We start from the raw sequence: 25,563 nt of genomic DNA, 5'->3' as shown, positions 1-25,563 counted from the left end.
CTCACATCCGGAAGACGCCGAAGTTCTCGGCGCCTTCGATCGGGGCGTTGGCAATGGCCGACAGGCACATTCCCACCACGGTTCGGGTGTCGCGCGGGTCGATCACGCCGTCGTCGTAGAGGCGACCGGACAGGAACATCGGCACGGATTCCGCCTCGATCTGGTTCTCGATCATGGCGCGCATGCCGGCGTCGGCCTCTTCGTCGAACGCCTGCCCGCGGGCTTCGGCGGAGGCGCGGCTGACGATGGAGATGACACCGGCCAGCTGCGCCCCGCCCATGACCGCGGATTTGGAACTGGGCCAGGCGAACAGGAAGCGCGGGTCGAAGGCGCGTCCGCACATGCCGTAGTGACCGGCGCCGTAGGACGCGCCGAGCAGGATCGAGATGTGCGGGACGGTGGAGTTGGAGACGGCGTTGATCATCATCGAACCGTGCTTGATCATCCCGCCCTCCTCGTACTCCTTGCCCACCATGTATCCGGTCGTGTTGTGCAGGAACAACAGTGGGGTGTGCGAGCGGTTGGCGAGCTGGATGAACTGGGTCGCCTTCTGCGATTCCTCGCTGAACAGCACACCGCGCGCGTTGGCGAGGATGCCCACCGGATATCCGTGCAGCTCGGCCCAGCCCGTGACGAGTGACGATCCGTACATCGGCTTGAACTCGTCGAAATCGGAGCCGTCGACGATGCGGGCGATCACCTCGCGGGGATCGAACGGGATCTTGAGGTCGGCGGGGACGATGCCGAGCAGTTCCTCGGGGTCCGCGAGCGGTTCGATGACCTCGGCCCGCGGCGCGGGACCCTGCTTCTTCCAGTTCAGGCGCTTGACGATGCTGCGGCCGATCCGGATGGCGTCCTGCTCGTCGACCGCGAAGTAGTCGGCGAGGCCCGACTTGCGGGCATGCATCTCGGCACCGCCGAGGGTTTCGTCGTCGGATTCCTCACCGGTGGCCATCTTCACGAGGGGCGGTCCGGCGAGGAACACCTTGGATCGTTCCTTGATCATGACGACGTGATCGGACATGCCCGGGATGTACGCGCCGCCCGCCGTCGAGTTGCCGAAGACGAGGGCGATGGTCGGGATACCCGCGGCGGAGAGCTGGGTGAGGTCGCGGAACATGCGGCCACCGGGTATGAACACTTCCTTCTGGGTGGGAAGGTCCGCGCCGCCGGATTCCACGAGGGAGATGACGGGGAGCCGGTTCTGCCGGGCGATGTCGTTGGCGCGGAATCCCTTCCGCAACGTCCACGGGTTGCTGGTGCCGCCGCGGACCGTCGGGTCGTTGGCGACGATCAGGCACTCGACGCCTTCCACCACACCGATGCCGACGACGGTGCTGGCGCCGACCGGGAAGTCGCTGCCCCACGCCGCGAGCGGGCACAGTTCGAGGAACGGCGAGTCGGGGTCGAGGAGCAGTTCGATGCGCTCCCGGGCGAGGAGCTTGCCGCGCTTCTTGTGCCGCTCGGTGTACTTCTCGCCGCCGCCCGCGAGCGCCTTGGCGTGCTCGGTGTCGATCTCGGCGAGCTTGTCCGTCATGGCCTTCGCCGCCGCGGCGTACTCTTCGGAACCCGTGTCCAGCGTGGACTTCAACGTGGTCATGACTGATACCCCAATCGCTTGGCCGCGAGCCCCGTCAGGATCTCGGTGGTACCGCCACCGATTCCGAGGATGCGCATGTCGCGGTACTGCCGTTCCACTTCGCTCTCCCGCATGTAGCCGAGGCCGCCGAACAGCTGGACGGCCTGGTTGGCCACCCACTCGCCCGACTCGACGGCGGTGTTCTTCGCGAAGCAGACCTCCGCGATGAAGTCCTCGTTCGACACGAGCGAACGCTCCACCAGCGCTCTGGTGTAGACGCGGGCCACGTCGGTCTTGCGCGCCATCTCCGTGACCGTGTTCTGCACCGACTGCCTGCTGATCAGCGGACGGCCGAACGTCTCGCGGTCGCGCACCCACTGCAGCGTGAGGTCGAGGCACCGTTGCGCGCTCGAATAAGCCTGCGCGGCGAGGGCGATGCGCTCGGTGAGGAACGCCTGGGCGATCTGCGCGAACCCGCTGTTCTCCTCGCCGACCAGATTTGCGGCGGGCACCCGGGCGTCGACGAACGACAACTCGGCCGTGTCCGACGCACGCCAGCCCATCTTGTCGAGTTTGCGTGCCACCTCGAATCCCGGTGTGCCCTTCTCGATCACGAGCAGGGAGACCCCGGACGCGCCGGGACCGCCGGTGCGGACGGCGGTGACCACGAAGTCGGCCCGGACAGCGGACGTGATGAACGTCTTGGATCCGTTGACGACGAAGTGGTCGCCGTCGCGGACCGCGGTGGTCCGCAGATGCCCGACGTCGGAACCGCCGCCGGGTTCGGTGATGGCGAGCGAGCCGATGAGCTCGCCGCGCAGGGTGGGGCGGACCCACTTCTCGATCTGCTCCGGGTCACCGGCCGCCGCGAGGTGCGGCAGCGCGATTCCCGACGTGAACAGGGAAGCGAACGCGCCACCCGATGCACCCGCCTGGTGGAATTCCTCGCAGATCAGCACCGCGTCGACGAGGTCTCCGCCGTCACCCCCGACGGATTCGGGGAAACCGGCGCCGAGCAGACCCAGCTCGGCGGCCTCCCGGTGCAGCGCGCGGGGCAGTTCGCCGTCGCGCTCCCACTCGTCCAGGTGCGGCAGTATCTGTCGTTCGACGAAGCTGCGCACCGTCTTGCGCAGTTCCTGCCGCTCGGGTGTGTCCCACACGCTCACAACGTTGTCCCTTCGGGAAGGAGTGCTTCCGGTATGTCGACGTGCCGGGATCTCAGCCATTCGCCGAGACCCTTGGCCTGCGGGTCGAACCGGGCCTGGGACGCGACGCCCTGCCCGAGGATTCCCTCGATCACGAAGTTGACGGCGCGCAGTTTCGGCAGCACGTATCTCGTGACGGTGAGGCCGGCGGCCTCCGGGAGAAGGCGCTTCAGTTCGTCGACGGTCAGCGCGTGGGCCAGCCACCGCCACTGCTCGTCGGTGCGCACCCACACACCGACGTTCGCGTTGCCGCCCTTGTCGCCGCTGCGCGCTCCGGCGACGGTCCCGAGCGCCACCCGCACCGTGGGTTCGGCGCCCCGCGGCTCCGGGAGCGCGGGTTCGGCGACGTCCTCGAGTTCCCGGACGTCGGTGGCGGGTTCGATGTCGACGCGCGTTCCGTCCGGCAGCACCGCGACGTGCGGCACCTCCTTGGCGTACACGTATCCCGGGGTGAATACGCCGTAGGGCTGCCCCTGCCCGGGTGGCGCCGTCAGCGTGAATCCGGGGTAGCTCGCCAGTGCCATTTCGACTGCGACGGAGGAGAAGCCGCGTCCGACGGCGTTGGCGTCCGAATCCCGGACCACGCAGCGCAGCAGCGCGCTCGCGGCCTCCTCGGTGTCGGCGTCCGGGTGATCGGTGCGGGCGAGCGACCAGTCGAGTTCGGCCGGCCGGGTGGGAAGCCACCCCTCGAGCTGCCGCTTCACCAGGGCCGCCTTGGCCTCGATGTCGAGGCCGGTGAGGACGAACACGGCCTCGTTGCGGAAACCCGCGAGCGTGTTCAGCGACACCTTGAGCTGCGGCGGCGGCGCCTCCCCGACGACGCCACCGATGCGCACGCGGTCCGGGCCGTCCTGCGACAGTGCAGCGGAATCGATTCGCGCGGTCACGTCGGGACCGGCGTAGCGGCCACCCGTGATCTCGTACAGCAACTGCGCGGTGACGGTGCCGACGTTCACGGCGCCACCGGTCCCGGGGTGTTTGGTGATGACGGACGATCCGTCCGAGTCGATCTCGGCGATCGGGAATCCGGCACGGTCGAGGTCGTCGATCTCGGTGAAGAACGCGTAGTTGCCGCCCGTCGCCTGGGTGCCGCACTCGATGACGTGCCCGGCCACCACGGCGCCGGCGAGCTGATCGAAGGCGTCTCGCCGCCAGCGGAAGTGTGCGGCCGCCGGGCCCACGATCACGGACGCGTCGGTGACCCGCCCGGTGACGACGACGTCGGCGCCGGCGTTCAGGCAGTCGACGATGCCCCACGCGCCGAGGTAGGCGTTGGCGGTCAGCGGGTTGCCCAGCCCCAGTTCGGCAGCCCGGCCGATCAGGTCGTCGCCTTCGACGTGGGCGATCGTCGCCTGCAACCCCAGCTTGTCGTTGACCTCCCGCAACGCGTCCGCGAGACCGGCCGGGTTGAGCCCGCCGGCGTTGGCGACGATGCGGACACCCTTGTCCAGGGCCAGCCCGAGGCAGTCCTCCGCCTGACGGAGGAACGTCTTCGCGTAGCCGCGATTCGGGTCCTTCATGCGGTCGCGGCCGAGGATCAGCATGGTGAGTTCAGCGAGGTAGTCGCCGGTCAGATAGTCGAGTTCGCCGCCCTCGAGCATCTCGCGCATCGCCGACAGCCGGTCGCCGTAGAAGCCGGAGCAGTTGCCGATCCGCACGGTCATCGGGTTTCCGCCTCACGGCCGCCGCCCGCGGGGCCCGCGAAGGCCTGAGCGATGTTCAGCCACGCGTCCGCATCCGCGCCGGTGGCCTCGAGAGCGAGATCGGCTCGGTTCGCGCGCTGGGTGACGAGGAGGCAGAAGTCCTCGGCGGGTCCGGTGACCTTCTGCGCGGCGTCCTCAGGGCCCCACGTCCAGACGGACACTCCGTCGGGGGCGGTGAGTTCGACGCGGAACTCCTCCGCGGGTGGGGCGAGTTCGTTGACGGCGTAGGCGAAGTCGCGGGTGCGGACACCGAGGTGGGCGATGCTCTTCAACCGCTCGGTGGGTGTGCGCGGCACCGAGAGAGCGTCGGCGACGTCCTGACCGTGCGCCCACGTCTCCATCAGGCGGGCGGTGGCCATCGAGGCCGCCTTCATCGGCGGGCCGTACCAGAGGATCTTCTGTCCCGGCGGCACCGCCAGGAGGGCCTCCGCGAGTCGAGCCCGGGCCGAGCGCCAGGCGGCGAGCAGTTCCGTGGGTTCCCTGCGGGCGTGCTCCTCGGCGCCGGCGTCGACGAAGCCGGCGGGGTTCGAGGCGGCCACCGTCAGTTGCTCGGTGAAGCCGTCGGGGTCGGTGATCGCCAGGAGGGCGGCCTCGTCGGTCCACAGCAGATGTCCGATCTGGTGGGCGATGGTCCAGCCCTCGGCCGGTGTGGGATCGGCCCAGCGGGAGTCGGGGAGGTCGGCGACCAGGGCATCCAGCGAATCGCTCTCGGCGCACAAGTCATCGATGAACCTCTGCAGTTCAGCCATGCGACCAGCATCACACCGGCCCGATAAAAAAGCAAGCACGATTGATTGTTATTTGGCTGCGGATCGTCCGGCGAGCTGCCACGCTGGTCACGTGATACGACAGTTGCTCACCCATGCCGCGCTCAACCCACTCCCCTCCCCGCGCGCACTGGCCGCCCGAGTCGTACCGGGAACCGGCCACCGCATCGCCGGGAAGCGGATCCTCGTCACCGGTGGTTCCTCGGGGGTCGGTGAAGCGGCCGCACGCCGGCTCGCCGCCCTCGGCGCGGAGGTCGTCCTCGTGGCCCGCGGCTCCGACGCCCTCGCGTCCGTGCGCGACGACATCCTGCGGTCCGGTTGCGACGCGCACGCCGTCCCCTGCGACCTCACGGACCCGGAGTCCGTCGACGCCCTCGTCGCGCAGGTGCTCGGGGAGATCGGCCCCGTCGACGTTCTCGTCAACAACGCCGGACGCTCGATCCGGCGGACGGTCGAGGACTCGCTGGACCGCTTCCACGACTTCGAACGCACCATGGCCGTCAACTACTTCGGCTCGACGCGGCTGACCCTCGCGTTGCTCCCGTCGATGATCGAGCGCCGCAAGGGCCACATCATCAACGTCGCGACGTGGGGCGTACCTGCCGGCGTCATGCCCAAGTTCTCCGCCTACCACGCGTCCAAGGCAGCCGTCGGCGCGTTCGGCCGGAGCCTGGGCGCCGAACTGCGCGACCGCGGAATCTCCGTGAGCACCCTGGACTTTCCCTTGGTCCGGACGCCGATGATCGCGCCCACCGCGGACTACGACGCGATGGCAGCCCTGACGCCCGAGCAGGCGGCGGAATGGTTCGTCACCGCCGTGCGCACCCGGCCGATCGAACTGCTCCCCAGTTACGCCGAACTGTTCCGGGTGCTCGGCACGTTCGCGCCGTCCGCCACCGACGCACTGGTACGGCGCACCGGCATCTGAGCGCAATGACAGACTGGGACGGTCTCGAATCCGCGCTCACACCCGAGGGAGTCGTCCATGACCGACGCCGTGCTCACCACCCGCGAAGGCGACATCGTCACCTGGACGCTCAACCGTCCGGAGGCGCGCAACCCGATCTCCGAGCCGGACGTGATCGAGGCGCTCGAGAATGCGGTGGCCGACGTCAACGGTGATCCCAGCGTGCGCGTCGCGATCGTCACCGGTGCGGGTTCGGCGTTCTCCTCCGGCGGCAACGTCAAGCACATGCGCGACCGCGCCGGAATGTTCGGCGGCTCCCCCGCCGACCTGCGACAGGGTTACCGGCACGGCATCCAGCGCATCCCGCTGGCCCTGTACCACTGCGAGGTGCCGACCATCGCCGCCGTCAACGGACCCGCGATCGGCGCCGGATGCGACCTGTCGCTGATGTGCGACATGCGGATCGCCTCCACGGCCGCCGTGTTCGCGGAGAGCTTCGTCAAGGTCGGACTCGTTCCCGGCGACGGCGGCGCCTGGTTCCTGCCGCAGGCCGTCGGGATGGCGCGGGCCAGCGAGATGGCGTTCACCGGCGACGCGATCGACGCCGCGAAAGCCCTGGAGTGGGGACTCGTCTCGCAGGTCACCGAACCCGAAGAACTCCTCGGCGCGGCACGGGCGCTCGCCGACCGGGTGGCGGTCAATCCGCCGCAGGTGCTGCGGATGACCAAGAAGCTGCTGCGCGAAGGCCGTCACCAGAGCCTCGAGAGCCTCCTCGAACTGTCGGCGGCCATGCAGTCGCTCGCCCATCACACCGCGGACCATCACGAGGCGGTCGGTGCGATGCTCGATCGCCGCAGCCCCAACTTCACCGGCCAGTGAACCCGGGCATCGCACACCGGTGACAGCCGAGCCGCGCAGTCAGCTTCTTCCCGTCGTCTCGGTCCTCGGATCGGTGCTCTCCGTCCAGTTCGGCGCCGCCTTCGCTAGCACCCTGTTCGAGGAAGTGGGCGCCAGTGGTGCGGTGTCGCTGCGACTGACGATCGCGGCGATCATCCTCGGGGTGATCGTGCGGCCGCGGTGGCGACGGTGGACACGAACGCAGCGCGAGGGCATCCTCGCACTCGGAGTGGCGCTCGCCGTGATGAATTCGGCGTTCTACGAGGCCCTCGCGCGGCTCCCACTCGGCACCGCCGTCACCATCGAATTCCTGGGTCCGCTCACCCTCGCCGCCGTGCTGTCGCGAAGACTGCGGGACGGTGTGTGGGTGCTGGCAGCGCTGACCGGCGTGGTCATGCTCGGCCTGCGCGAGAACTCGGGCACCGAGTCCCTCGACCTCGTGGGGGTGTGTTTCGCGCTCACCGCAGGCGCGGCGTGGGCCGGCTACATCGTCGCCGGCTCGAACCTCGCGGCCACGGTTCCCAGCGCGGACGGCCTCGCCGGAGCGAGCATCGTCGCGGCGGCCCTGACGCTTCCGCTCGGCGCGGTGTCCGGCGGCACCGCACTGTTCGACCCCCGAATCCTGGCCGTCGGTGCGGCGGTGGCCCTGCTGTCCTCGGTGATTCCGTACTCGCTAGAGCTACGGGCGCTGCAGGTGATGAGCAAGAAGGTGTTCGCCGTGCTCATCGCGCTGGAACCGGCGGCCGCGACCCTCGCCGGGGTGATCGTGCTCGGGCAGGTACTCGGACTGCAGTCGCTGGCCGCGATCGCGCTCGTCGTCGCGGCCGGCGTCGGCTCCGTCCTGAGCAACCGGTAGCGGCACGGCCGGCGGGCCGGGCTGGCAGGATCGACGCGTGAGCACCGCGAACCTGACCCGAGCCGAAACCGCCGAACGTTCCCGTGTGATCGACGTTCTCGGCTATCGGGTGGAACTGGACGTACTCGGCGCCGTCGACCCGGAGGCCGGGACGTTCGCGACCACCACGACCGTCGAGTTCGCCGCCCGCACGTCCACGACCTGGCTCGACTTCCTCGGCGCCGATGTGGAGTCGGTGACGGTCAACGGCGCCGACGTCCCCGTCGACTACGACGGCGCCCGCATCGCGGTGTCCGGGCTGCGTGAATCCAACGTCGTGACCGTCGCCGCCCGGGGCGAGTACAGCCGTTCCGGTGAGGGTCTGCACCGGTTTCTCGACCCGGCGGACGGGCAGACGTACCTCTACACGCAGTACGAACCGGCGGACGCGCGGCGGGTGTTCGCGTGCTTCGAACAGCCGGACCTGAAGGCGCCGTTCACGTTCGTCGTCACCGCGCCGCGGGAGTGGGAGGTGGTCTCCAACCAGCAGGTCGCCGAACGGGAGGACACCGCCGGCGGCCAGGTGGTCACGTTCGCCCCGACACTGCCGATCTCCACCTACATCACCACGGTCGTGGCCGGGCCCTACCACCGGGTCGACTCGGAGTGGTGCGGCGGCGACCTCACGATCCCGCTGGGCGTCCTCTGCCGGGCCTCGCTCGCGCAGTACCTCGACGCCGACACGATCTTCGAGATCACCCGGCAGGGGCTGGGGTTCTTCACGGACGGTTTCGACTACCCCTACCCGTTCGGCAAGTACGACCAGGTGTTCGTCCCCGAGTACAACCTCGGCGCCATGGAGAACCCCGGCTGCGTGACGTTCACCGAGGCGTACGTGTTCCGCGGCGCCGCCACCGACTCCCAGTACGAGGGCCGGGCGAACACGATCCTGCACGAGATGGCCCACATGTGGTTCGGCGACCTCGTCACGATGGTGTGGTGGGACGACCTGTGGCTCAAGGAATCGTTCGCCGACTACATGGGCGCACTGGCCAACGCGGAGGCCACCCGGTGGACCGACGCGTGGGTGGCCTTCGCCAACCGCCGCAAGGCGTGGGCGTACCTGCAGGACCAGTTGCCGACGACGCATCCGATCGTCGCAGACATCGTCGACCTCGAGGCTGCGAAACTGAACTTCGACGGCATCACGTACGCGAAGGGCGCCAGCGTCCTCAAGCAACTCGTCGCGTACGCGGGACGTGACGCGTTCTTCGAGGGGGCGCGCCGCTACTTCCGCGCCCACGCCTTCGGGAACACCACCCTGAAGGATCTGCTGACGGAACTGTCGGCCACGTCGGGCCGGGACCTGACGAGGTGGGCGCGCGCCTGGTTGCAGACGACCGGCGTGTCCGCACTGAGCCTGCAACGGGACGCCGACGGGCGCGCCGCGATCGTGCAGACCGATCCGCGTCCGCACCGGCTCGGCGTCGGGCGCTACGACTTCGACGGGACCGGCGACCTCGTGTGCGTGCAACGGGTCGAGGTCGACCTCGCCGACGCCCGCACCCCGATCGACCTCGCCGACGCGCCGCTCGTGTTGCTCAACGACGCCGACCTGACGTACGCGAAAGTGCGGCTGGACAACCGATCGCTGACCACCGTCGAGACCTCTCTCGACCGGCTGCGGGACCCGCTGGCGCGCGGCCTGATCTGGTCGTCGCTGTGGAACGCGACCCGCGACAGCGACCTGGGCGCCATGCGCTATCTGTCGATGGCCCGGAGGTTCTCACCGGCGGAGGCGCACCTGACCCTCCTCACCTCCGTGCTGGCCAACGCCCCGTACGCGATCGAGCACTTCCTCCCCGAGCCCTCGCGCGACACCGCCCGTCTCGACTGGCTCGAGCACACCTGGCGCACGTTGTGGGACGCCCCGGCGGCTTCGGGAAGCCAACTCGCCTGGGCACGTGCGGTTGCCGGCGCCGCTGCGATGGACGGCAGTCGCGCGGCCGACATCCGGTCGATCCTCGAGGCCGGCGGGCCGGTACCGACCGGGCTGGCCCTCGACCCGGATCTGCGCTGGGGGTTCTGGGGCGCGCTCGCCGCCACCGGACACGCCGACGACGCGGACCTCGACGGTGAGCTGCGCCGCGACGACACCGGTTCCGGCCGCACCGCGTACCTGCGGGCGAGTTTCTCGCGACCGGACCCGGACGTGAAGGCGAAGGCCTGGGAATCGATTTTCCACGACCGCACCCTGTCCAACGAACATCTCGGCGCGATCATCGCCGGGTTCCGCGCAGGCGCCCGGCACGACCTCGTCGAGGGGTACGCCGCCGGCTACTTCGCCTCGATCCGTCCGGTGTGGGAGGAGCGCAGTATCGAAATCGCGCGGCGGATCGTGGTCGGGCTCTTCCCGTCCGAGACGACACTCGACGCGGCGGACGGATGGCTCGGCACCAACGCCGACGCGCCCGCCGCGCTACGACGGCTGGTGCTCGAGCAACGGGATCACCTCGCCCGGGATCTGCGAGCGCAGGCGTTCAACAGCCGTTCGGACGTCACCGGCTGACCGGCCGGGCACCGTTCGACGTGCGGGCCGTCCACCGTTCCAGGACACCCCGCCACAGGCCGGACCTACTGTCGCCCGCCCAGGCGATGTAGCCGTCGGGGCGCACGAGCAATGCGGGTCCGTCGTCGCTCCGGGTCACCGCGTGGACATCGCCGGGGACAGAAGCCCCGGGCTCGGTGACCAGGACGAAACCGCCCGAGCGCATCACCTCGTACAGCCGCCCGGCGTCGGTGGGCAGGTCTTCGGCGCGTCGGCCGCCCAGGGCGCTCTCGCCGGCGCCGTGGCCGTACCCGATTCCGATTCCCGAGAACATCCGGGCGACCGCGTCGCCGATCGGCGGGAAGGAGAGAAGCGCCGCCACTGCCCCGTTCCGGAGTTTCCGCAGGATCCACGGCCGGATGATCATCATGCGCATCGTGGCACCGCTCGACCGCAGAACCAGCCGGCCCACCGGGTGCCGCTCGGAGTGGTAGGTGTCGAGCACCGCGTCGTCCGCGCCGTCCAGGACGGCCGCGAGTTTCCAGCCGAGATTGACGGCGTCCTGAATGCCGGTGTTCATGCCCTGCCCACCTGCAGGCGAATGCACGTGGGCTGCATCGCCGGCGAGAAACACCCGGCCCGTCCGGTACTGCGGAACCTGCCGTTCGTCGCTGTGGAATCGCGACTGCCAGCGCACGTCGCCGAGACAGTAGTCCGTGCCCATCGCGACTTCGATGGTGCTGCGCAGTTCCTCCCGGTCCACGGGCGCGGTGTCGTCCACCTGATGCCGCCGATTCCAGGCGATCACCCGAAACAGGTTGTCGCCGTAGGGCGCGATGAACGCGAATCCGTCGCGGACGGCGTTGACGGTCACGAGATTGTCCGGTGGGTTCTCGAGTTCGACGTCGGCGAGCATGATCGACCGCAGCACGGCCTTGCCGGGGAACGGTTGCCCGATCATCGTCCGGACCGCGCTGTGCGCGCCGTCCGCACCGACCGCATATGTCGCGTGGAACGTGCTGCCACGACCCGAACCGTCGTGGCCGTGAACGCGGACGCCGTTTCCGTCCTGCTCCACCCCGGTCACGGTGAAACCACGGACGATGGCGGCGCCGCGGTCCCGAGCGTGCTCCTCCAGGAGGGCGTCGACGTTCCGCTGCGGAGTCACGAGGACGAACGGGAACCGGGACCGCAGACGCCCGAGGTTCAGCGCTGCACCGCGCCACAACTTCAGACCGGGTGAGGCGGCGCCGGTGGCCACGAGCCGGTCGGCGAGGCCGCGGGCGTCGAGCAGTTCGAGGGTGCGGGCATGGACGCCGAATGCGCGACTGAGGGTGGACGGCGCGGCGCGCTTGTCCAGCACCGTCACCGACCGGCCCGCCGCCGCCAACTCGCCCGCGAGCATGCATCCCGTGGGTCCCGCGCCGATCACCACCACGTCGATGTGCTTCATGACGCTGCCTCCGATCGAAAGATGCTCCATCAAGTCAACAACTGTTGACTTCTACGGTAGGCGCATCCCCACGCCAGGTCAACAGCTGTTGACTTACACTGGCGGAATGCCCGAACGTCGCGCCCGCTCCGCCGTCGCCACCCGCGCCGCGATACTCGACGCCGCCCGCGCCCGGTTCGGAACCGACGGCTACGAACGCACGACGATGCGCGCCGTCGCATCGGATGTGGGCGTCGACCCCGCACTGGTGGTCCGGTACTTCAGCACCAAGGAATCACTGTTCGCCGAGGCCGCCGAATTCGATCTGCACCTGCCCGACCTCCACGACGTGCCCGTCGAGGACCTCGCGAGCGTGCTGATGCCGCGCTTCTTCGCGGTGTGGGAGAACGACGGTGCGTTCCTCCCCCTCCTCCGCGCGGCGGCGACCAGCCCGCGCGCCGCCGAGGCGATGTTGCAGGTCTTCGCCCGCCAGGTGGCGCCCGCGCTCGCCGTGGTCGCGGCGGACCGCGCGGACGAGCGTGCGGCCCTCGTCGGGTCGCAGGTCCTCGGACTCGCCTTCTCCCGCTACATACTCCGGGTGCCGCCCGTGGCGGACATGACGCACGAACAGCTGATGCGCTGGGTCGGGCCCGTGCTCGAGTACTACCTCACGACAGAACCGCGGTAGCCCTACCGGTGATGCCTGCCGCCGTTCAGCATCCAGCGGGCGTCGAGCTCGCTCGTGCTGCGGCGGTGCCGCCTGATGGTGAACGACGTGATCGGCAACCGCTCGACGACGCTCGCCTCGGCACGCGGATCGCCCGCGATCCCCTGTTCCAGAACCGAATACGCGGTGTGGTTGACCGAATGCACGGCCAGCCGGAGGGCGTCGAGCGCCGTCGGTCGCGGCCCGAACGCGGCGAGCGTGTGACCGCCGTCCACCGCGGTTTCGACCACCGCGTAGAAATGCCAGTCTGCGCCCGAATCGCCAGTCATGATGTGCCTCACTCGATGTGCTTCTGTGAGCTGTGCCATCACGGTATCGCGAGGGTACGACACGTTTTCGGAGCCGCGCCGCTCAGGCGACGGACCGGCGGCCGATCCCGAAGAGCTCTTGGGGGGCATCGATTCCCTTGAGCCGGTGACTGCCCGCCGGTTCGCCCCAGAACTCGTCGGTGTCGAGTTCGTCGTAGAACTCGCCGGTCACGACCACCTCGTGGGACGGTGCGACCGCGACGACGCGGCTGGCCATGTTGACGGGCCTGCCGAACCAGTCGCCTGCACTGGGCACGGCCGTGCCCCAGGCGATCCCGGCCCGCAACGGCGGAAGCCCCTCGGTGCGCGCGGCCTGCACGAGATCGAGCGCGGTGTACGCCAGCGCGTTGGGATCGGGCGAGACCAACATGACGGCGTCCCCGATCGTCTTCACCAGACGCACCGGCGCCAGCGCCAGATCGGTGGCCAGCCCGTCGAGCCGCTCGGCCACCCGCCCCAGATCGGCGGGCGCCACCTGCTCACCGAGCAGCGTGAATCCGACGAGGTCGGCGAAACAGACGCCGATCTCCTGCGCACCCCGAACCTGCAGGTTCGAGTCCCTGGCGATGCCCACCGCATCGGACCTCAACTGGTGGCGCAGAGTGGTGGCGATGAGGTGAGCCAGGATCTGCGCCTCGAAATCCGCGATGCGACGCACCTCCACCGCGTACCGCAGGGCCACCTCGGGGTGATCGCGCGTCGCCTCGAGTCGCTCCTGCAGCAGCGCGTCCGCGGCGTCGGCGACCGTCCAGAGGTTGCGGCCGAGGACCCGCGCGGCCGCGAAAATTCCGCTCTCGTCGAGCCCCAGGTCCCGGTACTGCTTGAGTCCGCGTGCGAGGTCGAGGTCGCCGTCGTCGTAGAACGTCCCGTCCTCCGACGCACCCCGGCCGATCGCCCGGAACCACCGCCGGGTGTCCTCCACGGTGACGCCGGCCTTCCGGGAGATCTCGTCGATGCCGTACCGCCCCTTCGGCGACAGCGCGTGCTCGAGCAGCAGGTGCGCGAGGCGATCGTCCCGCGAGGCGACGCGGAGTTCGTCGATCGACACCCCGTCCTCGATCAGGGTGTTCAGCACCCCCATGCGCGCAGAACGATCCGACCCGCTGAGTCCGTCGAGGAGGCCGGCGGCCTCGAACTCGTGGAGTTGCGTCGGTGGCGGACCCGGGCGTCGGAGCGGGCGAGGCGGCGGGGACACCAGACGTCCCGTTCGGGGCGTGATCCGTCGGGGCTGTCGCGGGATGCGCACGTCCTCATCGTCCCAGGAACGACGTCGCCCATCGCCGTAATCCTGCGAACTCACCTTCCCCCGTGACCATGACCGAACTATATTCGGTATGTGCCGATTCAAAGTCTGTTGCTGGACGCGGCGGAGGGACATTTCGCCCGCCGCGGCGTCCTCGCGACCCGGCTCGCCGACATCCGGCACGAGGCCGGTGTCAGTGTGGGAGCCGTCTACCACCACTTCCCGAACAAGGAAGAGCTGTATCTCCAGGTCTGGCTACGCGCGCTCGCCGACTATCAGGACGGATTCCGGGCCGCACTCTCGGAATGCGCCGACGCCCGGTCCGGGGTGGAAGGCGCCGTGGTCCGCCACCTGCAGTGGGTGTCCGGCAACCCGCAGCGGGCCACCATCCTCGCCGCACCCCGGCCCCCGGGCATCGACGAGCGGGCCGATTCCACCAACGCGGCGTTCTTCCGCGACGTCACCCACTGGTGGCGGGTCCACGAACACTACGGAACGGTCCGCCGGTTCGACTTCGACGTGCTCTACGCGTTGTGGCTGGGACCGGCTCAGGAGTACTCACGCCAGTGGCTCGCGGGCGCCATGACCACCGACCCCACCGCGGTGGCGCCCGAACTGGCGCGTGCCGCGTGGAACTCGCTACGGAACCAGGAGTAGAGGCATGACAGTGGACGTCGCACTCACCGCCGACACCGCGCAAGCCGTGCTGGCGGCCCAGCCGTTCAGCGTGCTCGTCGGCGCCCGCATGACGCAGTTCGGGGAGGGCGGCGCCACCCTCGAGATCCCCGTCCGGGACGAACTCCGCCAACAGAACGGCTTCGTGCACGGCGGCGTCCTGTCGTACGCCGCCGACAACGCTCTGACGTTCGCCGCAGGCACCGTGCTCGGCGCGAACATCATGACCGCGGGTTTCACGATCACCTACCTCCGCCCCGCCCAGGGCGTGCTGCTGCGGGCGGACGCCCGATCCGACGCCTCGACCCGGCGCCAGGCGTTGTGCCGGTGCGACATCTACGCGGTGCAGGACGACGGCTCGGAGGTACTGTGCGCCGCCGCCCAGGGCACGGCGACGGTCAAGCAGCCGCGGTAGTCGCGGCCGCACGGGATGGAACGATGGGACCATGGCTCACTCCGTCGATCGCGCATCCGTGGACAGGGCGCGTGAGCGCATCACCGGCCTGATCCGCAGGACACCCACGTTCCGTGCCACGGTGCCCACCGTGCACGGCCTCGTACCGGTGATCTTCAAACTCGAGTTCCTGCAGTACGGTGGCTCGTTCAAGGTGCGGGGCAGCCTCAACGCGCTGCTCCACGCCGAGGAGGACGGGCGGCTCGACGATGCGGGCGTCGTCATCGCGTCCGGCGGGAACGCCGCCATCGGAGCGGCCTGGGCGTCGCGGCTGCGGGGCGTGAAGTGCACGGTGGTCGTCCCCGTCACGGCACCCGACGTCAAGATCGACAAGCTGATCGCGCTCGGCGCGGACGTGCGCAAGGTCGGTGCTCGATACGCCGAGGCGGCCGAGTACGCGGAGGAACTCGCGACGTCCTCGAACGCCCTCGCCCTGCACGCCTACGATCTCCCCGACATCGTCGCCGGGGCGGGCACCATCGCACTCGAGATCCAGGACGACGTCGCCGAGCCGCTGTCCTACGTGATCGCCGTCGGCGGTGGCGGACTGCTCTCCGGTGTCGTCGCAGGCAGCGGCGAGGACGACAGCATCTACGGCGTGGAACCGAGCGGAGCGGCGACGCTGCACTCCGCGGTCGCCGCCCGGCAGCCCGTGGACATCGACATCGACAGCATCGCCGGCGATTCCCTCGGCGCCACCAAGATCGGTTCCATCGCCTGGGAGACCGTCCGGTCGCGGCCCGTGTCCAGCCTGATCGTCGACGACGACGCCCTCATCGACGCGCGAACGCTGCTGTGGGAGGAGTTCCGGATCGTCGTCGAGCACGGCACCGCCGCGGCGCTCGCCGCGATCGTCACCGGACAGCTCGCCCCCGCCGACGACAAGCCGCTCTGCGTGGTGCTCTGCGGCGCCAACACGTCGATGACCAGCTACTGATTCACAGATGTCTCAGCCGCGCGGTTTCAGCCGGCTGTTCGGCAGTTCGGGTGCGGGCAGCGGATCGCCGTCGTAGCCCTCGACGGTGCCGAACCGGGGGTCGGCGGGCGCCGCTCCCCGGAGCTCGGACTGCCACTCGCGGCGGTAGCCGACGATGTCCTCGTGGCTGCGGCCGAGGAAGTTCCACCACATGATCACCTGCTCGCCCAGCGGCTCACCGCCGAGCAGCAGCAGCCGGGCCCGGGTTCCGCCCGTATTGCGCAGCGCCACCAGCGATTCCCCGGGCGGCTGATAGCCGAGTTCCGCCCACCGCAGCGTGGTCCCCCGCAGCTGCACCTCACCCTCGTCGACGAGCACCCCGACCTCGAAGCCCCGCTCGATGTCGAGCGTGACGTCCGCACCCGGCTCCAGAAGGATCTCGGCGCCGAGCAGCGGCGTAAAAGTGCGGACCGGTGACGTCGAGCCCGCCGTGCTCCCGAGGAACACCCGCACGGTCGCGCCGTCCAGTTCGACCGGATCGGGTGCGTACGTCTCGAACGCCGGATCCGCGTCCTGCGCCGACGCCGGCAACGCCACCCACAGCTGCGCGCCGTGCAGGATGCGCGTCTGCGGTGTCGAGACCTCGGAGTGCGCGATCCCCCGACCCGCGGTCATCAGGTTGAGCTCACCGGGACGCACCATCGCGTGCGAACCGATGCTGTCGCGGTGTTCGATCTCGCCGGTGAACAGCCAGCTCACCGTCTGCAGTCCCGTGTGCGGGTGCGGCGGCACGTTCATCCCGCCCGTTTTCCCGACGTCGTCCGGACCGTAGTGGTCGGCGAAGCACCAGGCTCCGATCAGCGACCGTTCCCGCTGTGGGAGGGTGCGCCGGACCGGCATCGCGCGGGGACCGCCGAGCGGGACCTCGCGCGCGCCGAGCACCTGGATGCCCCCGCCGTCGGGGTGCGACTCGCACCGCTCTTCCACCGAATTCGTCTCCAGATTGCTCACTGCTCCATCGTGCCTTCCGTCAGTCCTGTGCGCCGCGCAGTTTCGCGCAGAGTTCGGTGAGTGTGTCGAGTTCGTCGTCGGACAGTGCCGGGCCGACGTGCCGCCGGATGCTCGCCGCGTGCCTGCGTCCGACGGACTTCTGCACGCGCGCACCCTCGTCCGTCAGGGCGACGACGGTCCCCCGGCGGTCGCCGGGATCGCACTCCCGCGTGACGAATCCGGAGCCGGACAGCCGCTCGACGAGCCGGCTCAGCGACGGTTGGCTGAGCAGGATCTCCCGGTTGAGATCGTGCAGGCGCAGTCTGTGTCCGGGTGCCCGGGCCAGGGTGAACAGCACGTCGTATTCGCGCATGCTCAGCTCGTCCCACACGTCGTCTGCGGCGAGGTTGCGCATCACCGCGACCTGGGCGCGGAAGAGAGCCTCCCACGCCTCGGCCGCTCGTTCGGTCCTACTGACGGGCGGCATCGACCGGCTCGCGATCGGCCTTCGTCGACGCGTGCGTCGGCGGGTTGTCCGGCACGCCCGCAGGTCGCCGGGCGGCGAACTCCTTGCGCAGCACGGGCACGACCTCGCCGCCGAGCAGATCCAGCTGCTCCAGCACCGTCTTCAGGGGAAGCCCCGCATGGTCGACGAGGAACAACTGCCGCTGGTAGTCGCCGAAGAAGTCGGCGAACGTCAGGGTCTTCTCGATCACCTGCTCCGGTGTGCCGACGGTCAGCGGGGTCTGATCGGTGAAGTCCTCGAGACTCGGCCCGTGGCCGTAGACCGGGGCGTTGTCGAAGTAGGGCCGGAACTCGTCGACGGCGTCCTTGGCGTTCCTACGCATGAACACCTGCCCGCCCAGTCCGACGATCGCCTGGTCCGCGCGGCCGTGACCGTAGTGCTCGTACCGTTCGCGGTAGAGGTTGATCAGGGCGATGTAGTGCTCCTTGGGCCAGAAGATGTTGTTGGCGAAGAAGCCGTCACCGTGGAACGCCGCGATCTCGGCGATCTCCGGGCTGCGGATCGAGCCGTGCCACACGAAGGGCGGGATGCCGTCGAGCGGACGCGGGGTCGACGTGAAGCCCTGCAGCGGGGTGCGGAACTGCCCCTGCCAGTCCACGACGTCCTCGTCCCACAGCCGGCGGAGCAGCCGGTAGTGCTCGAGCGCCAGCGGAATCCCCTGGCGGATGTCCTGACCGAACCACGGGTAGACGGGGGCCGTGTTTCCGCGACCCATCATGAGATCCACCCGGCCGTCCGCGAGGTGCTGCAGCATCGCGTAGTCCTCGGCGATCTTCATCGGGTCGTTGGTGGTGATCAGCGTCGTGGACGTCGACAGGATGATCTTCTCGGTCTGCGCTGCGAGGTAGCCGAGCATGGTGGTCGGGGACGACGGCACGAACGGCGGGTTGTGATGCTCGCCGGTAGCGAACACGTCGAGCCCGACGTCCTCCGCATGCTTGGCGATGGTCGTCATCGCCTTGATGCGCTCGTGCTCGGTGGGGATGCGGCCGGTGGTGGGATCGGGGGTCACGTCGCCGACGGTGAAGATTCCGAACTGCATAGCTGTTCCTCTCGCGCCAGAACTCCATGCGTTTGCATGAACCTATTGCAACATTCAACCACTTCGCCCTATTCCGGAAACGGCCGAGGGCGGCAAGCGCAGTGCGCTTGCCGCCCTCGGCGACGTTCGGATCGAACGAGCCCGATCAGTGCATCATGACCGTCGGGGCACCTTCGGCCTCGAGCTGCGGGTTGACCGACTTCTTGCGCGGCAGCAGGAACGCCGGGATGAGCGTCAACGCGATCAGCACGGTGGCGACCAGGAACGTGTTGCCGAACGCATCGGCGGCCTGACTCAGGACCTGGTCCACCATCCCGGGAGGCTCCTGTGCGGCAACCTCGGGCACGTGCTGCATCGCGACCGTCTGGCTGTCGAGACCGCGATCGAGCAGCTGGTTGGTGAGGACCACCGACATGACCGCGGTACCGATCGAGCCTGCGGTTTGCTGGACGATGTTCATGAGGGTCGAACCACGCGCGACCTGATCGTTGGAGAGCGTCACGATCGCGGCGGTCATCAGCGGCATCATCGTGCAGCCCATGCCCATGCCCATCACGAACAGGGCACCCATCAGCAGCCACGTCGGCGAGTCCGCCGCAACCTGGGTGAAGGTACCCAGACCGATCAGGATCAGCGGCAGACCCGTCAGCACGATCTTGCCGGGGCCGATCTTGTCGACGAGTCGTCCGGCCACGGGCATGGTCAGCATCGCACCGATACCCTGCGGAGCCATCAGCAGACCGGCGGCGAGCGTGGTGTGCCCGCCGACCTGGATGAAGTAGCTGGGGAACAGCAGACCGGCACCCATGAACGCGACGATGAACAGCGAAGTCGTGATGACGGCGACCGACAGTTGCCGGTTCTTGAACAGGTGCAGGTCGATCAGCGGGTGATCCTTGCGCAGCGCGTGGAACACGAACGCGATGATCAGCGCCAGGCCGACCGCACCGGGCACGAGCACGCGAGCCGAAGCAACGGTTCCCACCTCCGGGATGGACGACACACCGAACAGGAACAGAGCCAGGCCGGGCGAGAGCAGCAGCATGCCGAGGAAGTCGAAGGACTCGGAGGGCGAGGCCTTGTCGGACGGCAGGATGATGAACGCGGCAGTGAGGGCGACGATCCCGATCGGCACGTTGATCAGGAAGATCCAGTGCCAGCTCGCCGCCTCGATCAGCCAGCCGCCGAGGATCGGGCCGCCGATGGGGCCGAGCAGCATGGGGATACCGAGAACCGCCATGACCCGGCCGACACGGTCGGGTCCGGCCGCCTTCGTCATGATCGTCATGCCGAGCGGCATCAACATGCCGCCGCCGAGGCCCTGCAGGACGCGGAAGCCGATGAGCGACGTGATGTCCCACGCGAAGCTACACAGCACCGAGCCGAGGACGAACAGCACGAGCGCCGTCATGTAGAGGCGCTTGGTGCCGAATCGGTCGGCCGCCCACCCGGTGACAGGGATGACCGTGGCCAGGGCGAGCGTGTACGCGGTCATCGTCCATGCGACGGTGGCGTACGTGGTGTCGAACTCCGTGGCGAACGTCGGCAACGCGACGCTGACGACGGTCACGTCGAGGATCGACATGATGGCACCGAGCACCACCACGGACGCGATCTTGAGGACCGTGCCGTCGAGCTTGTCGGGCGCCGCGTTCGCGGCGGTCGGCGATGTCATCCGAGTATCTCCTGGTTGAGTTCTCGCAGGGACTCCCCCGCGAGGATCGGTTGTAGTGCCTCGATCAGCCGAGTCCGCTCGATCTCCGGAACCCGCCATGCGAACCGTCGCAACTGATCACGCTTGCATTCGATGTGCTGGGTAGCGACCTTATGTCCGGCCTCCGACAAGGAGACCCGCTTGACCCGCCGGTCGCGTTCGTCCTCCCGGCGAACGACCAGACCCAGTTTCACGAGTTGATCGACGTTCCTACCCGCTGCGGCCACCGAGAGCCGCAACCGCTCGGCCACCTCGTTGATCGGAAGTGGCTCACCGTGCTGAACCAGCGCGAAGAGCATGCGCACCTGCGAGAACGTGAGGTCCAGCTCGATGAGGTTGTCCATCGACTCCGACTCCCCCGCACTCAACAGTTGGGTGAAGAAATCGTTGAGTAGTTCGAAGAGAAGATCAGGAGATTTGTCGGGCACCCTCGAATGCTAGCGCTCATGCAACTATTGCCCAAGGGCAACTATGGCGCAACCGAATAAATGGTGTCAGGTATCACATTCCCCGGCGGCACCCTCGACCTGCGGGTTCAGTCCTGGACGAGCACCGCTTTGCCCAGCACGAGGCCCGCCTCGAGATCGCGCAGTGCGTCCGCGGCCCGCTCGAGCGGATACCGGGACGTGACCACGGGACGCAGTCCGCGCTCCACGTGCCGGATCAACGCGGCATGCACCTCCTCCAGCGCATTCGGCTCGGTCCGGATGAACTCACCCCACGCCGCACCCACGATGCTGATATTGCGGAACAGCACCCGGTTCACCTTCACCTCGGGGATCGCCCCGCCCGCGAAACCGATCACGACCAGCCGGCCTTCCGGGGCCAGCACCCGGACGGCCTCGTCGAACGCGCCGCCGCCGACCGGATCGACCACGATCTGCGCGCCCCGGCCGCCGGTCAGCTCACGGACCCGCGAGCCCCAGCCGTCGTCTAGCCGGACGACCTCGTCGGCCCCCAGTTCGCGCAGGAAGTCGTCGGCCCCGTCCCGGCGCACCACCGCGATCACGCGGGCGCCGTGCGCCTTGGCCAGCTGGATGGTGGACGTCCCCACCCCACCCGCCGCGCCGAGGACGACGACGGTTTCGCCTGCGCGCAGCCGAGCCCGGCGCTCCAGCGCGAATTCCATCGTCTGGTAGTTGATGATCAGCGAGGCCGCTTCGTCGAAATCCAGGGTCGACGGGATGGGCAGCACCTGCGCCGGGGGCACCGCGACCCGTTCGGCGTAACCGCCGACCTGCGACGCCGCGAGAACACGTCGACCGGGCTCGAATCCGCTGCCGGCCGGTGCCGACACCACGACACCCGCGACTTCGGCACCGGGAACGAACGGCAACCCGGGGCCCAGCTGATATTTGCCGTAGCTGATCAGCAGGTCGGGGAAGCACACACCGCTGGCCTTGACGTCGATCAGGACGAGTCCGTCGGCCGCTGGTTCGGGAATGTCCTGCAGCGTCATGCCGCCCGGCCCCGACAGCTCCGTCACCACCACTGCGCGCATGCTCGAAACATTAGACGCGCGGGGGTGGCGACAGGCGTCAACGAGCGAACAGCCGCTTCCGCCTGCGGGCGACCGACACCAGCTCGACCTTGTCGGTCATCTTCACGCGGGGCCGGCCGGATCCCGCCGCGCGGCCGGTCTCCGCCTTGTCGATCGCACGCCAGCCGGGGAAGCCGATCTGTTCCGGCTGGCGCCGCTCGATCAGGTTCTTCACGTCCTTGCGGGTGCCGACCGTGCCGAGGAGCTTTCCGGCCTCGAAATCCGCGAGTAGCGACGACACCGTCTCCTTCGCGCATGCCTTGTTGGTGCCGATGACGCCGCTGGGACCGCGCTTGATCCATCCGGTCACGTACACCCGGTCGGTGACCCGGCCGTGCTCGTTGGGGATCACGCCGCGCTTCTCGTCGAACGCGACACCGCCGACGGGATTGCCGCGGTACCCGATGGAACGCAGCACGAGCGAGGTGTCCAGCGAGCCCTCCTCGCCCCGAGCCCGGGCGGACAACGCGCCGGACTCGTCGACCACCAGTTCGTTGCGTCCGTAGCGCAAGGCCTCGGCCTTGCCGGATCCGGTGACCTCGAGCGGCGACGTCAGGTAGCGGAACACGATTCGCTTGTGACCGGGCCGCGGGGCACGCTGCGCGAACTCCCGCGCCAGCCGGACCTTCATCGCGGTGGCCGGATCGTCCAGCAGTGCCTCACTGGCCGGGTCGAGGTCGAGGTCGGCGTCGTCGATGACGACGTCCACGTTCTCGAGGTCGCCGAGCGCCAGGAACTCGGGGTTGCTGTAGGCGGCCTGCGCGGGCCCGCGGCGGCCGAGGAGCACGACCTCGTCGATGTTGCTGCGCCGCAGCGCGGCGAGGGCGTGATCGGCGATGTCCGTCCGCTCCAGCTCCTCGACGTTCATCGTGAGGATGCGGGCCACGTCGAGCGCGACGTTACCGTTGCCGACGATCACCGCGCGCTTCGCGGACAGGTCGAACGTGCGCTCCGCGTAGTCTGGGTGGCCGTTGTACCAGGCCACGAACTCGGTGGCGGCGTGCACGCCGGGGAGGTCCTCACCCGGGATTCCCAGGCGCCGGTCGCTCGACGCCCCGACGGCGTAGATGACGGCGTGGTGATTCTCCAGCAGCTCGTCGTGGGTGACGTGCTTGCCGACCTCGACGTTGAGGTGGAACTCGAAGTTCGGCCGGTCGAGGCTCCATTCGAACATCCGGGTCACCTCCTTGGTGCCCGGATGGTCGGGTGCGACACCGGCGCGGACGAGTCCCCACGGGGTCGGGAGCTTCTCGAACATCTCGACCTCGACGTCCGAACGTTCGAGCAGTTCACCCGCCGCGTAGCAGGCCGCGGGGCCGGCGCCGACGACGGCGACCCGGAGCTTGCCGAGGTCACGGCGCGGCGGAGTCGCCGGCGTGAGGGGGATCCACCCGGTCGGCATGGGGTTGGTCGTGTAGTACTCGGCGTTGATGTCCTTGTAGCGGGTGAGCGAACCGATGAGCTTGTCTTCCGGGAAGATCGCGTCGACCGGACAGGCATCGACGCAGGCCCCGCAGTCGATGCAGGTTTCCGGGTCGATGTGCAGCATCTCGGTCTGCGCGAATTCCCGCTCCTCCGGTGTCGGATGGATGCAGTTCACGGGGCATGCGGAGACGCAGCTCGCGTCGTTGCAGCACGCCTGGGTGATGACATATGCCATTGCGGTTTCCTCACACCTGTCCGGACCATCGAACTCGTTTGTGTTACACGTAGTAACAGTTATATGAACTGTACTGAGAACCGCGTCCGCAAACAAGCACCGGCGCCGGATGGAAGAATCAAAGCTCCGTCCACGAGCGAAGGAACCGCATCTTGGCACTCGACCTACCCCTCGCCGCTCCCCCCGCACGCGGCCGCTTCTTCGAGACGTCCTGGCCGGTCCGCACCGGCGACATCGATGCCGCCAAGCGCCTGCGTCTCGACGGGATCGCGCGCTACCTGCAGGACGCCGGTCTGGACAACCTCGACGCGGTCGACGCCGCCGACAGCCACCCGCTGTGGATCGTCCGGCGCACCGTCATCGACGTCGTCCGGCCCGCGGTGTGGCCCGAGCGGGTGCACCTGCGGCGCTGGTGCTCGGCACTGTCGACCCGTTGGACGAACATGCGGGTCCAGATCGAGGGTGATTCGGGCGCGCTCATCGAGACCGAAGGGTTCTGGATCCACATCAGCGGCGAAACGGGAATGCCCACCCGCATCGACGACGGGTTCATCGAACGCCTCGGGGAATCGGCGGAAGAACACCGGCTCAAGTGGAAGCGGTGGCTCGTCGAGAATGCTCCGGCCGCCGACGAGGACGGCATCGTGGACACCGGGTTCGTCCTGCGCCGCACCGACATCGACCCGTTCGACCACGTCAACAACGCCGTCTACTGGCAGGCCGTCGAAGAACTGCTCGCCGACCACGAGCATCCGGGCGGCGGCCGCCTCGTCGACAACCCCCATCGCGCCGTGCTCGAATACCTCTCGCCCATCGTGTCGACCGACCGGATCGTCCTGCGTTCGCGCCGGGACGACACGTCGCTGACCGTGTGGTTCCTGGTCGACGACGCCCTGCGCGCCGTGGCCCGGGTCGGGCCGCTCACCGCCTGATCAGACCATCTGCTGAGTGCCGATCACCCGCAACAGGTCGAGCCTGGCCCGCGCGTCGGAGCCCGGCTGCGGCATGTAGACGAGCAGATGCTGGTAGGCGCTCGGGGTCAGCAGCGTCTCGCAGACGAGGTCGATACGTCCGACCTCGGCGTGGAGGACGGTCTTGGTGTCGGACCGGCGGACGGCCACGTCGTGCCTGTCCCAGAGCGCCGCGAACTCGGTGCTGCTCTCGTAGAGGCGGTCCACCAGTTCCGTCACGTCGGCGTCACCGGCCCGCCGGGCGGCCGTCGCCCGCAGATCCGCGACGTGACGTCCGGCGAGCCGCTCGTGATCGTCCGCGGGGAACATCCCGCGCTCGCCGGGGTGCGCGAACCACCGCCACGGCACGTACCGATCGAGACCCGAATACCGGGACGCGTCGCCGAACAGGATCAGGTGCATGCGGTTCTGGACCAGCACTTCCCCGAGGTCCGAGATGACGCAGCCCGGCGTGTCGTCGAGCTTGTCGAGCAGATGCAGCAGTCCCGGTCCGACGTGTTTGTTGCCCGCGGCCCGCATCGGCGGAACGTGACCCGACAACAGGTAGAGATGGTCGCGCTGATCGTCGGTCAGCCGCAGCGCCCGCGCGATCGACGCCAGGACCTGCGTCGACGGATGCGGGCCGCGCGCCTGCTCGAGTCGCGTGTAGTAGTCCGTCGACATTCCCGCGAGCATCGCCACCTCGTCGCGCCGGAGCCCCGGCGTCCGCCGCCGCACTCCCGGTGGCAGTCCGACGTCGGCCGGAACCAGCTGTTCCCTGCGACGGCGGAGGAAGTCGGCCAACTCGGAGCGGTTCATGCATCAACTGTGCCGGACCCACCTGCGCGCTGCCAGGGATCGCCGGTCCCCCGATGAGCGGTCTCTGGTTGCCGCCCCCGGCGACGGCGACGCTGGTGTCAGTCCGGAACAGCCACCGACCATCGG

The 25,563-nt window shown here is 69.0% G+C and carries 24 protein-coding genes; 9 read left to right on the top strand and 15 right to left on the bottom strand.

Features of this window, described 5'->3' with window-relative positions; genetic code table 11:
• Position 1: 1 nt before the first annotated feature.
• From CJ177_RS17590 to CJ177_RS17575, 4 genes are read right to left on the bottom strand one after another with little or no spacing between them, the layout of a single operon-like run.
• Positions 2 to 1,600, bottom strand: a complete 1,599-nt coding sequence (locus CJ177_RS17590; protein ID WP_025433113.1) for an acyl-CoA carboxylase subunit beta — start codon at positions 1,598 to 1,600, stop codon at positions 2 to 4.
• The gene (locus tag CJ177_RS17585) at positions 1,597 to 2,745 is read right to left on the bottom strand and encodes an acyl-CoA dehydrogenase family protein (RefSeq protein ID WP_005252184.1); all 1,149 of its coding nucleotides are present in this window, start codon (positions 2,743 to 2,745) and stop codon (positions 1,597 to 1,599) included. Before CJ177_RS17585 ends, CJ177_RS17590 begins: the two co-directional genes overlap by 4 nt.
• Positions 2,742 to 4,448, bottom strand: coding sequence for an acyclic terpene utilization AtuA family protein (locus tag CJ177_RS17580; protein WP_061698090.1), 1,707 nt, complete (start codon positions 4,446 to 4,448; stop codon positions 2,742 to 2,744). Before CJ177_RS17580 ends, CJ177_RS17585 begins: the two co-directional genes overlap by 4 nt.
• A complete protein-coding gene (locus tag CJ177_RS17575) occupies positions 4,445 to 5,236 on the bottom strand; it encodes a TIGR03084 family metal-binding protein (protein WP_005252180.1) in 792 nt (263 codons plus the stop codon). The genes CJ177_RS17580 and CJ177_RS17575 overlap by 4 nt, the downstream gene beginning before the upstream one ends.
• Between CJ177_RS17575 and CJ177_RS17570 the strand changes: the two genes are divergently transcribed.
• From CJ177_RS17570 to pepN, 4 genes are read left to right on the top strand one after another with little or no spacing between them, the layout of a single operon-like run.
• On the top strand, positions 5,214 to 6,182 hold the full coding sequence (locus CJ177_RS17570; RefSeq protein ID WP_257014573.1) for an SDR family oxidoreductase: 969 nt from the start codon (positions 5,214 to 5,216) through the stop codon (positions 6,180 to 6,182). The two genes, CJ177_RS17575 and CJ177_RS17570, sit on opposite strands and share 23 nt — an antisense overlap.
• Before the next feature lie 57 nt (positions 6,183 to 6,239).
• The gene (locus CJ177_RS17565; RefSeq protein ID WP_005252176.1) at positions 6,240 to 7,040 is read left to right on the top strand and encodes a crotonase/enoyl-CoA hydratase family protein; all 801 of its coding nucleotides are present in this window, start codon (positions 6,240 to 6,242) and stop codon (positions 7,038 to 7,040) included.
• A gap of 19 nt (positions 7,041 to 7,059) precedes the next feature.
• A complete protein-coding gene (locus tag CJ177_RS17560; protein ID WP_005252174.1) occupies positions 7,060 to 7,914 on the top strand; it encodes a DMT family transporter in 855 nt (284 codons plus the stop codon).
• A 37-nt stretch (positions 7,915 to 7,951) separates the two neighbouring features.
• Positions 7,952 to 10,462, top strand: a complete 2,511-nt coding sequence (gene pepN, locus CJ177_RS17555; RefSeq protein ID WP_061698092.1) for an aminopeptidase N — start codon at positions 7,952 to 7,954, stop codon at positions 10,460 to 10,462.
• Here the strand turns inward: pepN and CJ177_RS17550 are convergent.
• Positions 10,452 to 11,924, bottom strand: a complete 1,473-nt coding sequence (locus CJ177_RS17550; protein ID WP_095868188.1) for an FAD-dependent oxidoreductase — start codon at positions 11,922 to 11,924, stop codon at positions 10,452 to 10,454. The genes pepN and CJ177_RS17550 overlap by 11 nt on opposite strands.
• A 76-nt stretch (positions 11,925 to 12,000) precedes the next feature.
• On the opposite strand from CJ177_RS17550, the gene CJ177_RS17545 reads away from it, so the two are divergent.
• Positions 12,001 to 12,561 (top strand): TetR/AcrR family transcriptional regulator, encoded by a 561-nt coding sequence (locus CJ177_RS17545; protein ID WP_005252168.1) that lies wholly within the window; start codon positions 12,001 to 12,003, stop codon positions 12,559 to 12,561.
• 2 nt (positions 12,562 to 12,563) lie between these two features.
• On the opposite strand, the gene CJ177_RS17540 is transcribed toward CJ177_RS17545, so the two are convergent.
• On the bottom strand, positions 12,564 to 12,869 hold the full coding sequence (locus tag CJ177_RS17540; RefSeq protein WP_005258203.1) for a hypothetical protein: 306 nt from the start codon (positions 12,867 to 12,869) through the stop codon (positions 12,564 to 12,566).
• 82 nt (positions 12,870 to 12,951) lie between these two features.
• A complete protein-coding gene (locus tag CJ177_RS17535) occupies positions 12,952 to 14,154 on the bottom strand; it encodes an adenylate/guanylate cyclase domain-containing protein (protein ID WP_005252163.1) in 1,203 nt (400 codons plus the stop codon).
• Between the two features lie 90 nt (positions 14,155 to 14,244).
• On the opposite strand from CJ177_RS17535, the gene CJ177_RS17530 reads away from it, so the two are divergent.
• From CJ177_RS17530 to CJ177_RS17520, 3 genes are read left to right on the top strand one after another with little or no spacing between them, the layout of a single operon-like run.
• Positions 14,245 to 14,808 carry a TetR/AcrR family transcriptional regulator gene (locus CJ177_RS17530; RefSeq protein WP_005252161.1) on the top strand — a complete coding sequence of 188 codons (564 nt, stop codon included), beginning with the start codon at positions 14,245 to 14,247 and terminating at the stop codon, positions 14,806 to 14,808.
• A gap of 4 nt (positions 14,809 to 14,812) precedes the next feature.
• Positions 14,813 to 15,241 (top strand): PaaI family thioesterase, encoded by a 429-nt coding sequence (locus CJ177_RS17525; RefSeq protein ID WP_095868187.1) that lies wholly within the window; start codon positions 14,813 to 14,815, stop codon positions 15,239 to 15,241.
• Positions 15,242 to 15,272: 31 nt separating this feature from the next.
• Positions 15,273 to 16,217, top strand: a complete 945-nt coding sequence (locus tag CJ177_RS17520; RefSeq protein ID WP_095868186.1) for a serine/threonine dehydratase — start codon at positions 15,273 to 15,275, stop codon at positions 16,215 to 16,217.
• A 12-nt stretch (positions 16,218 to 16,229) separates the two neighbouring features.
• Here CJ177_RS17520 and CJ177_RS17515 read toward each other — a convergent pair whose 3' ends face one another.
• The 7 genes from CJ177_RS17515 to CJ177_RS17485 all read right to left on the bottom strand — a co-directional run bounded on the left by CJ177_RS17515 (position 16,230) and on the right by CJ177_RS17485 (position 23,668).
• Positions 16,230 to 17,207: a pirin family protein gene (locus CJ177_RS17515; protein WP_061044593.1), complete on the bottom strand. Its 978-nt coding sequence runs from the start codon at positions 17,205 to 17,207 to the stop codon at positions 16,230 to 16,232.
• Between the two features lie 19 nt (positions 17,208 to 17,226).
• The gene (locus CJ177_RS17510) at positions 17,227 to 17,673 is read right to left on the bottom strand and encodes a MarR family winged helix-turn-helix transcriptional regulator (RefSeq protein ID WP_005252154.1); all 447 of its coding nucleotides are present in this window, start codon (positions 17,671 to 17,673) and stop codon (positions 17,227 to 17,229) included.
• The gene (locus CJ177_RS17505; protein ID WP_095868185.1) at positions 17,657 to 18,754 is read right to left on the bottom strand and encodes an LLM class flavin-dependent oxidoreductase; all 1,098 of its coding nucleotides are present in this window, start codon (positions 18,752 to 18,754) and stop codon (positions 17,657 to 17,659) included. The genes CJ177_RS17510 and CJ177_RS17505 overlap by 17 nt, the downstream gene beginning before the upstream one ends.
• 145 nt (positions 18,755 to 18,899) lie before the next feature.
• Positions 18,900 to 20,429 carry a DHA2 family efflux MFS transporter permease subunit gene (locus CJ177_RS17500; RefSeq protein WP_095868184.1) on the bottom strand — a complete coding sequence of 510 codons (1,530 nt, stop codon included), beginning with the start codon at positions 20,427 to 20,429 and terminating at the stop codon, positions 18,900 to 18,902.
• Positions 20,426 to 20,896 (bottom strand): MarR family winged helix-turn-helix transcriptional regulator, encoded by a 471-nt coding sequence (locus tag CJ177_RS17495; RefSeq protein WP_005574387.1) that lies wholly within the window; start codon positions 20,894 to 20,896, stop codon positions 20,426 to 20,428. Before CJ177_RS17495 ends, CJ177_RS17500 begins: the two co-directional genes overlap by 4 nt.
• A 107-nt stretch (positions 20,897 to 21,003) precedes the next feature.
• Positions 21,004 to 21,969, bottom strand: a complete 966-nt coding sequence (locus CJ177_RS17490) for an NADPH:quinone oxidoreductase family protein (RefSeq protein WP_095868183.1) — start codon at positions 21,967 to 21,969, stop codon at positions 21,004 to 21,006.
• 37 nt (positions 21,970 to 22,006) lie between these two features.
• Positions 22,007 to 23,668 (bottom strand): FAD-dependent oxidoreductase, encoded by a 1,662-nt coding sequence (locus tag CJ177_RS17485; RefSeq protein ID WP_095868182.1) that lies wholly within the window; start codon positions 23,666 to 23,668, stop codon positions 22,007 to 22,009.
• A 152-nt stretch (positions 23,669 to 23,820) separates the two neighbouring features.
• Between CJ177_RS17485 and CJ177_RS17480 the strand changes: the two genes are divergently transcribed.
• Positions 23,821 to 24,600: an acyl-[acyl-carrier-protein] thioesterase gene (locus CJ177_RS17480; RefSeq protein WP_095868181.1), complete on the top strand. Its 780-nt coding sequence runs from the start codon at positions 23,821 to 23,823 to the stop codon at positions 24,598 to 24,600.
• Here CJ177_RS17480 and CJ177_RS17475 read toward each other — a convergent pair whose 3' ends face one another.
• On the bottom strand, positions 24,601 to 25,437 hold the full coding sequence (locus tag CJ177_RS17475; protein ID WP_005252134.1) for a helix-turn-helix transcriptional regulator: 837 nt from the start codon (positions 25,435 to 25,437) through the stop codon (positions 24,601 to 24,603).
• Between the last annotated feature and the right edge of the window lie 126 nt (positions 25,438 to 25,563).

Origin of the sequence: Rhodococcus sp. ACPA1, from assembly GCF_002300195.1 — a bacterium.
Classification (GTDB): domain Bacteria; phylum Actinomycetota; class Actinomycetes; order Mycobacteriales; family Mycobacteriaceae; genus Rhodococcus_F; species Rhodococcus_F opacus.
Note: the sequence above shows the minus strand (reverse complement) of the source record. Positions and strands in the feature narration are given on the sequence as shown.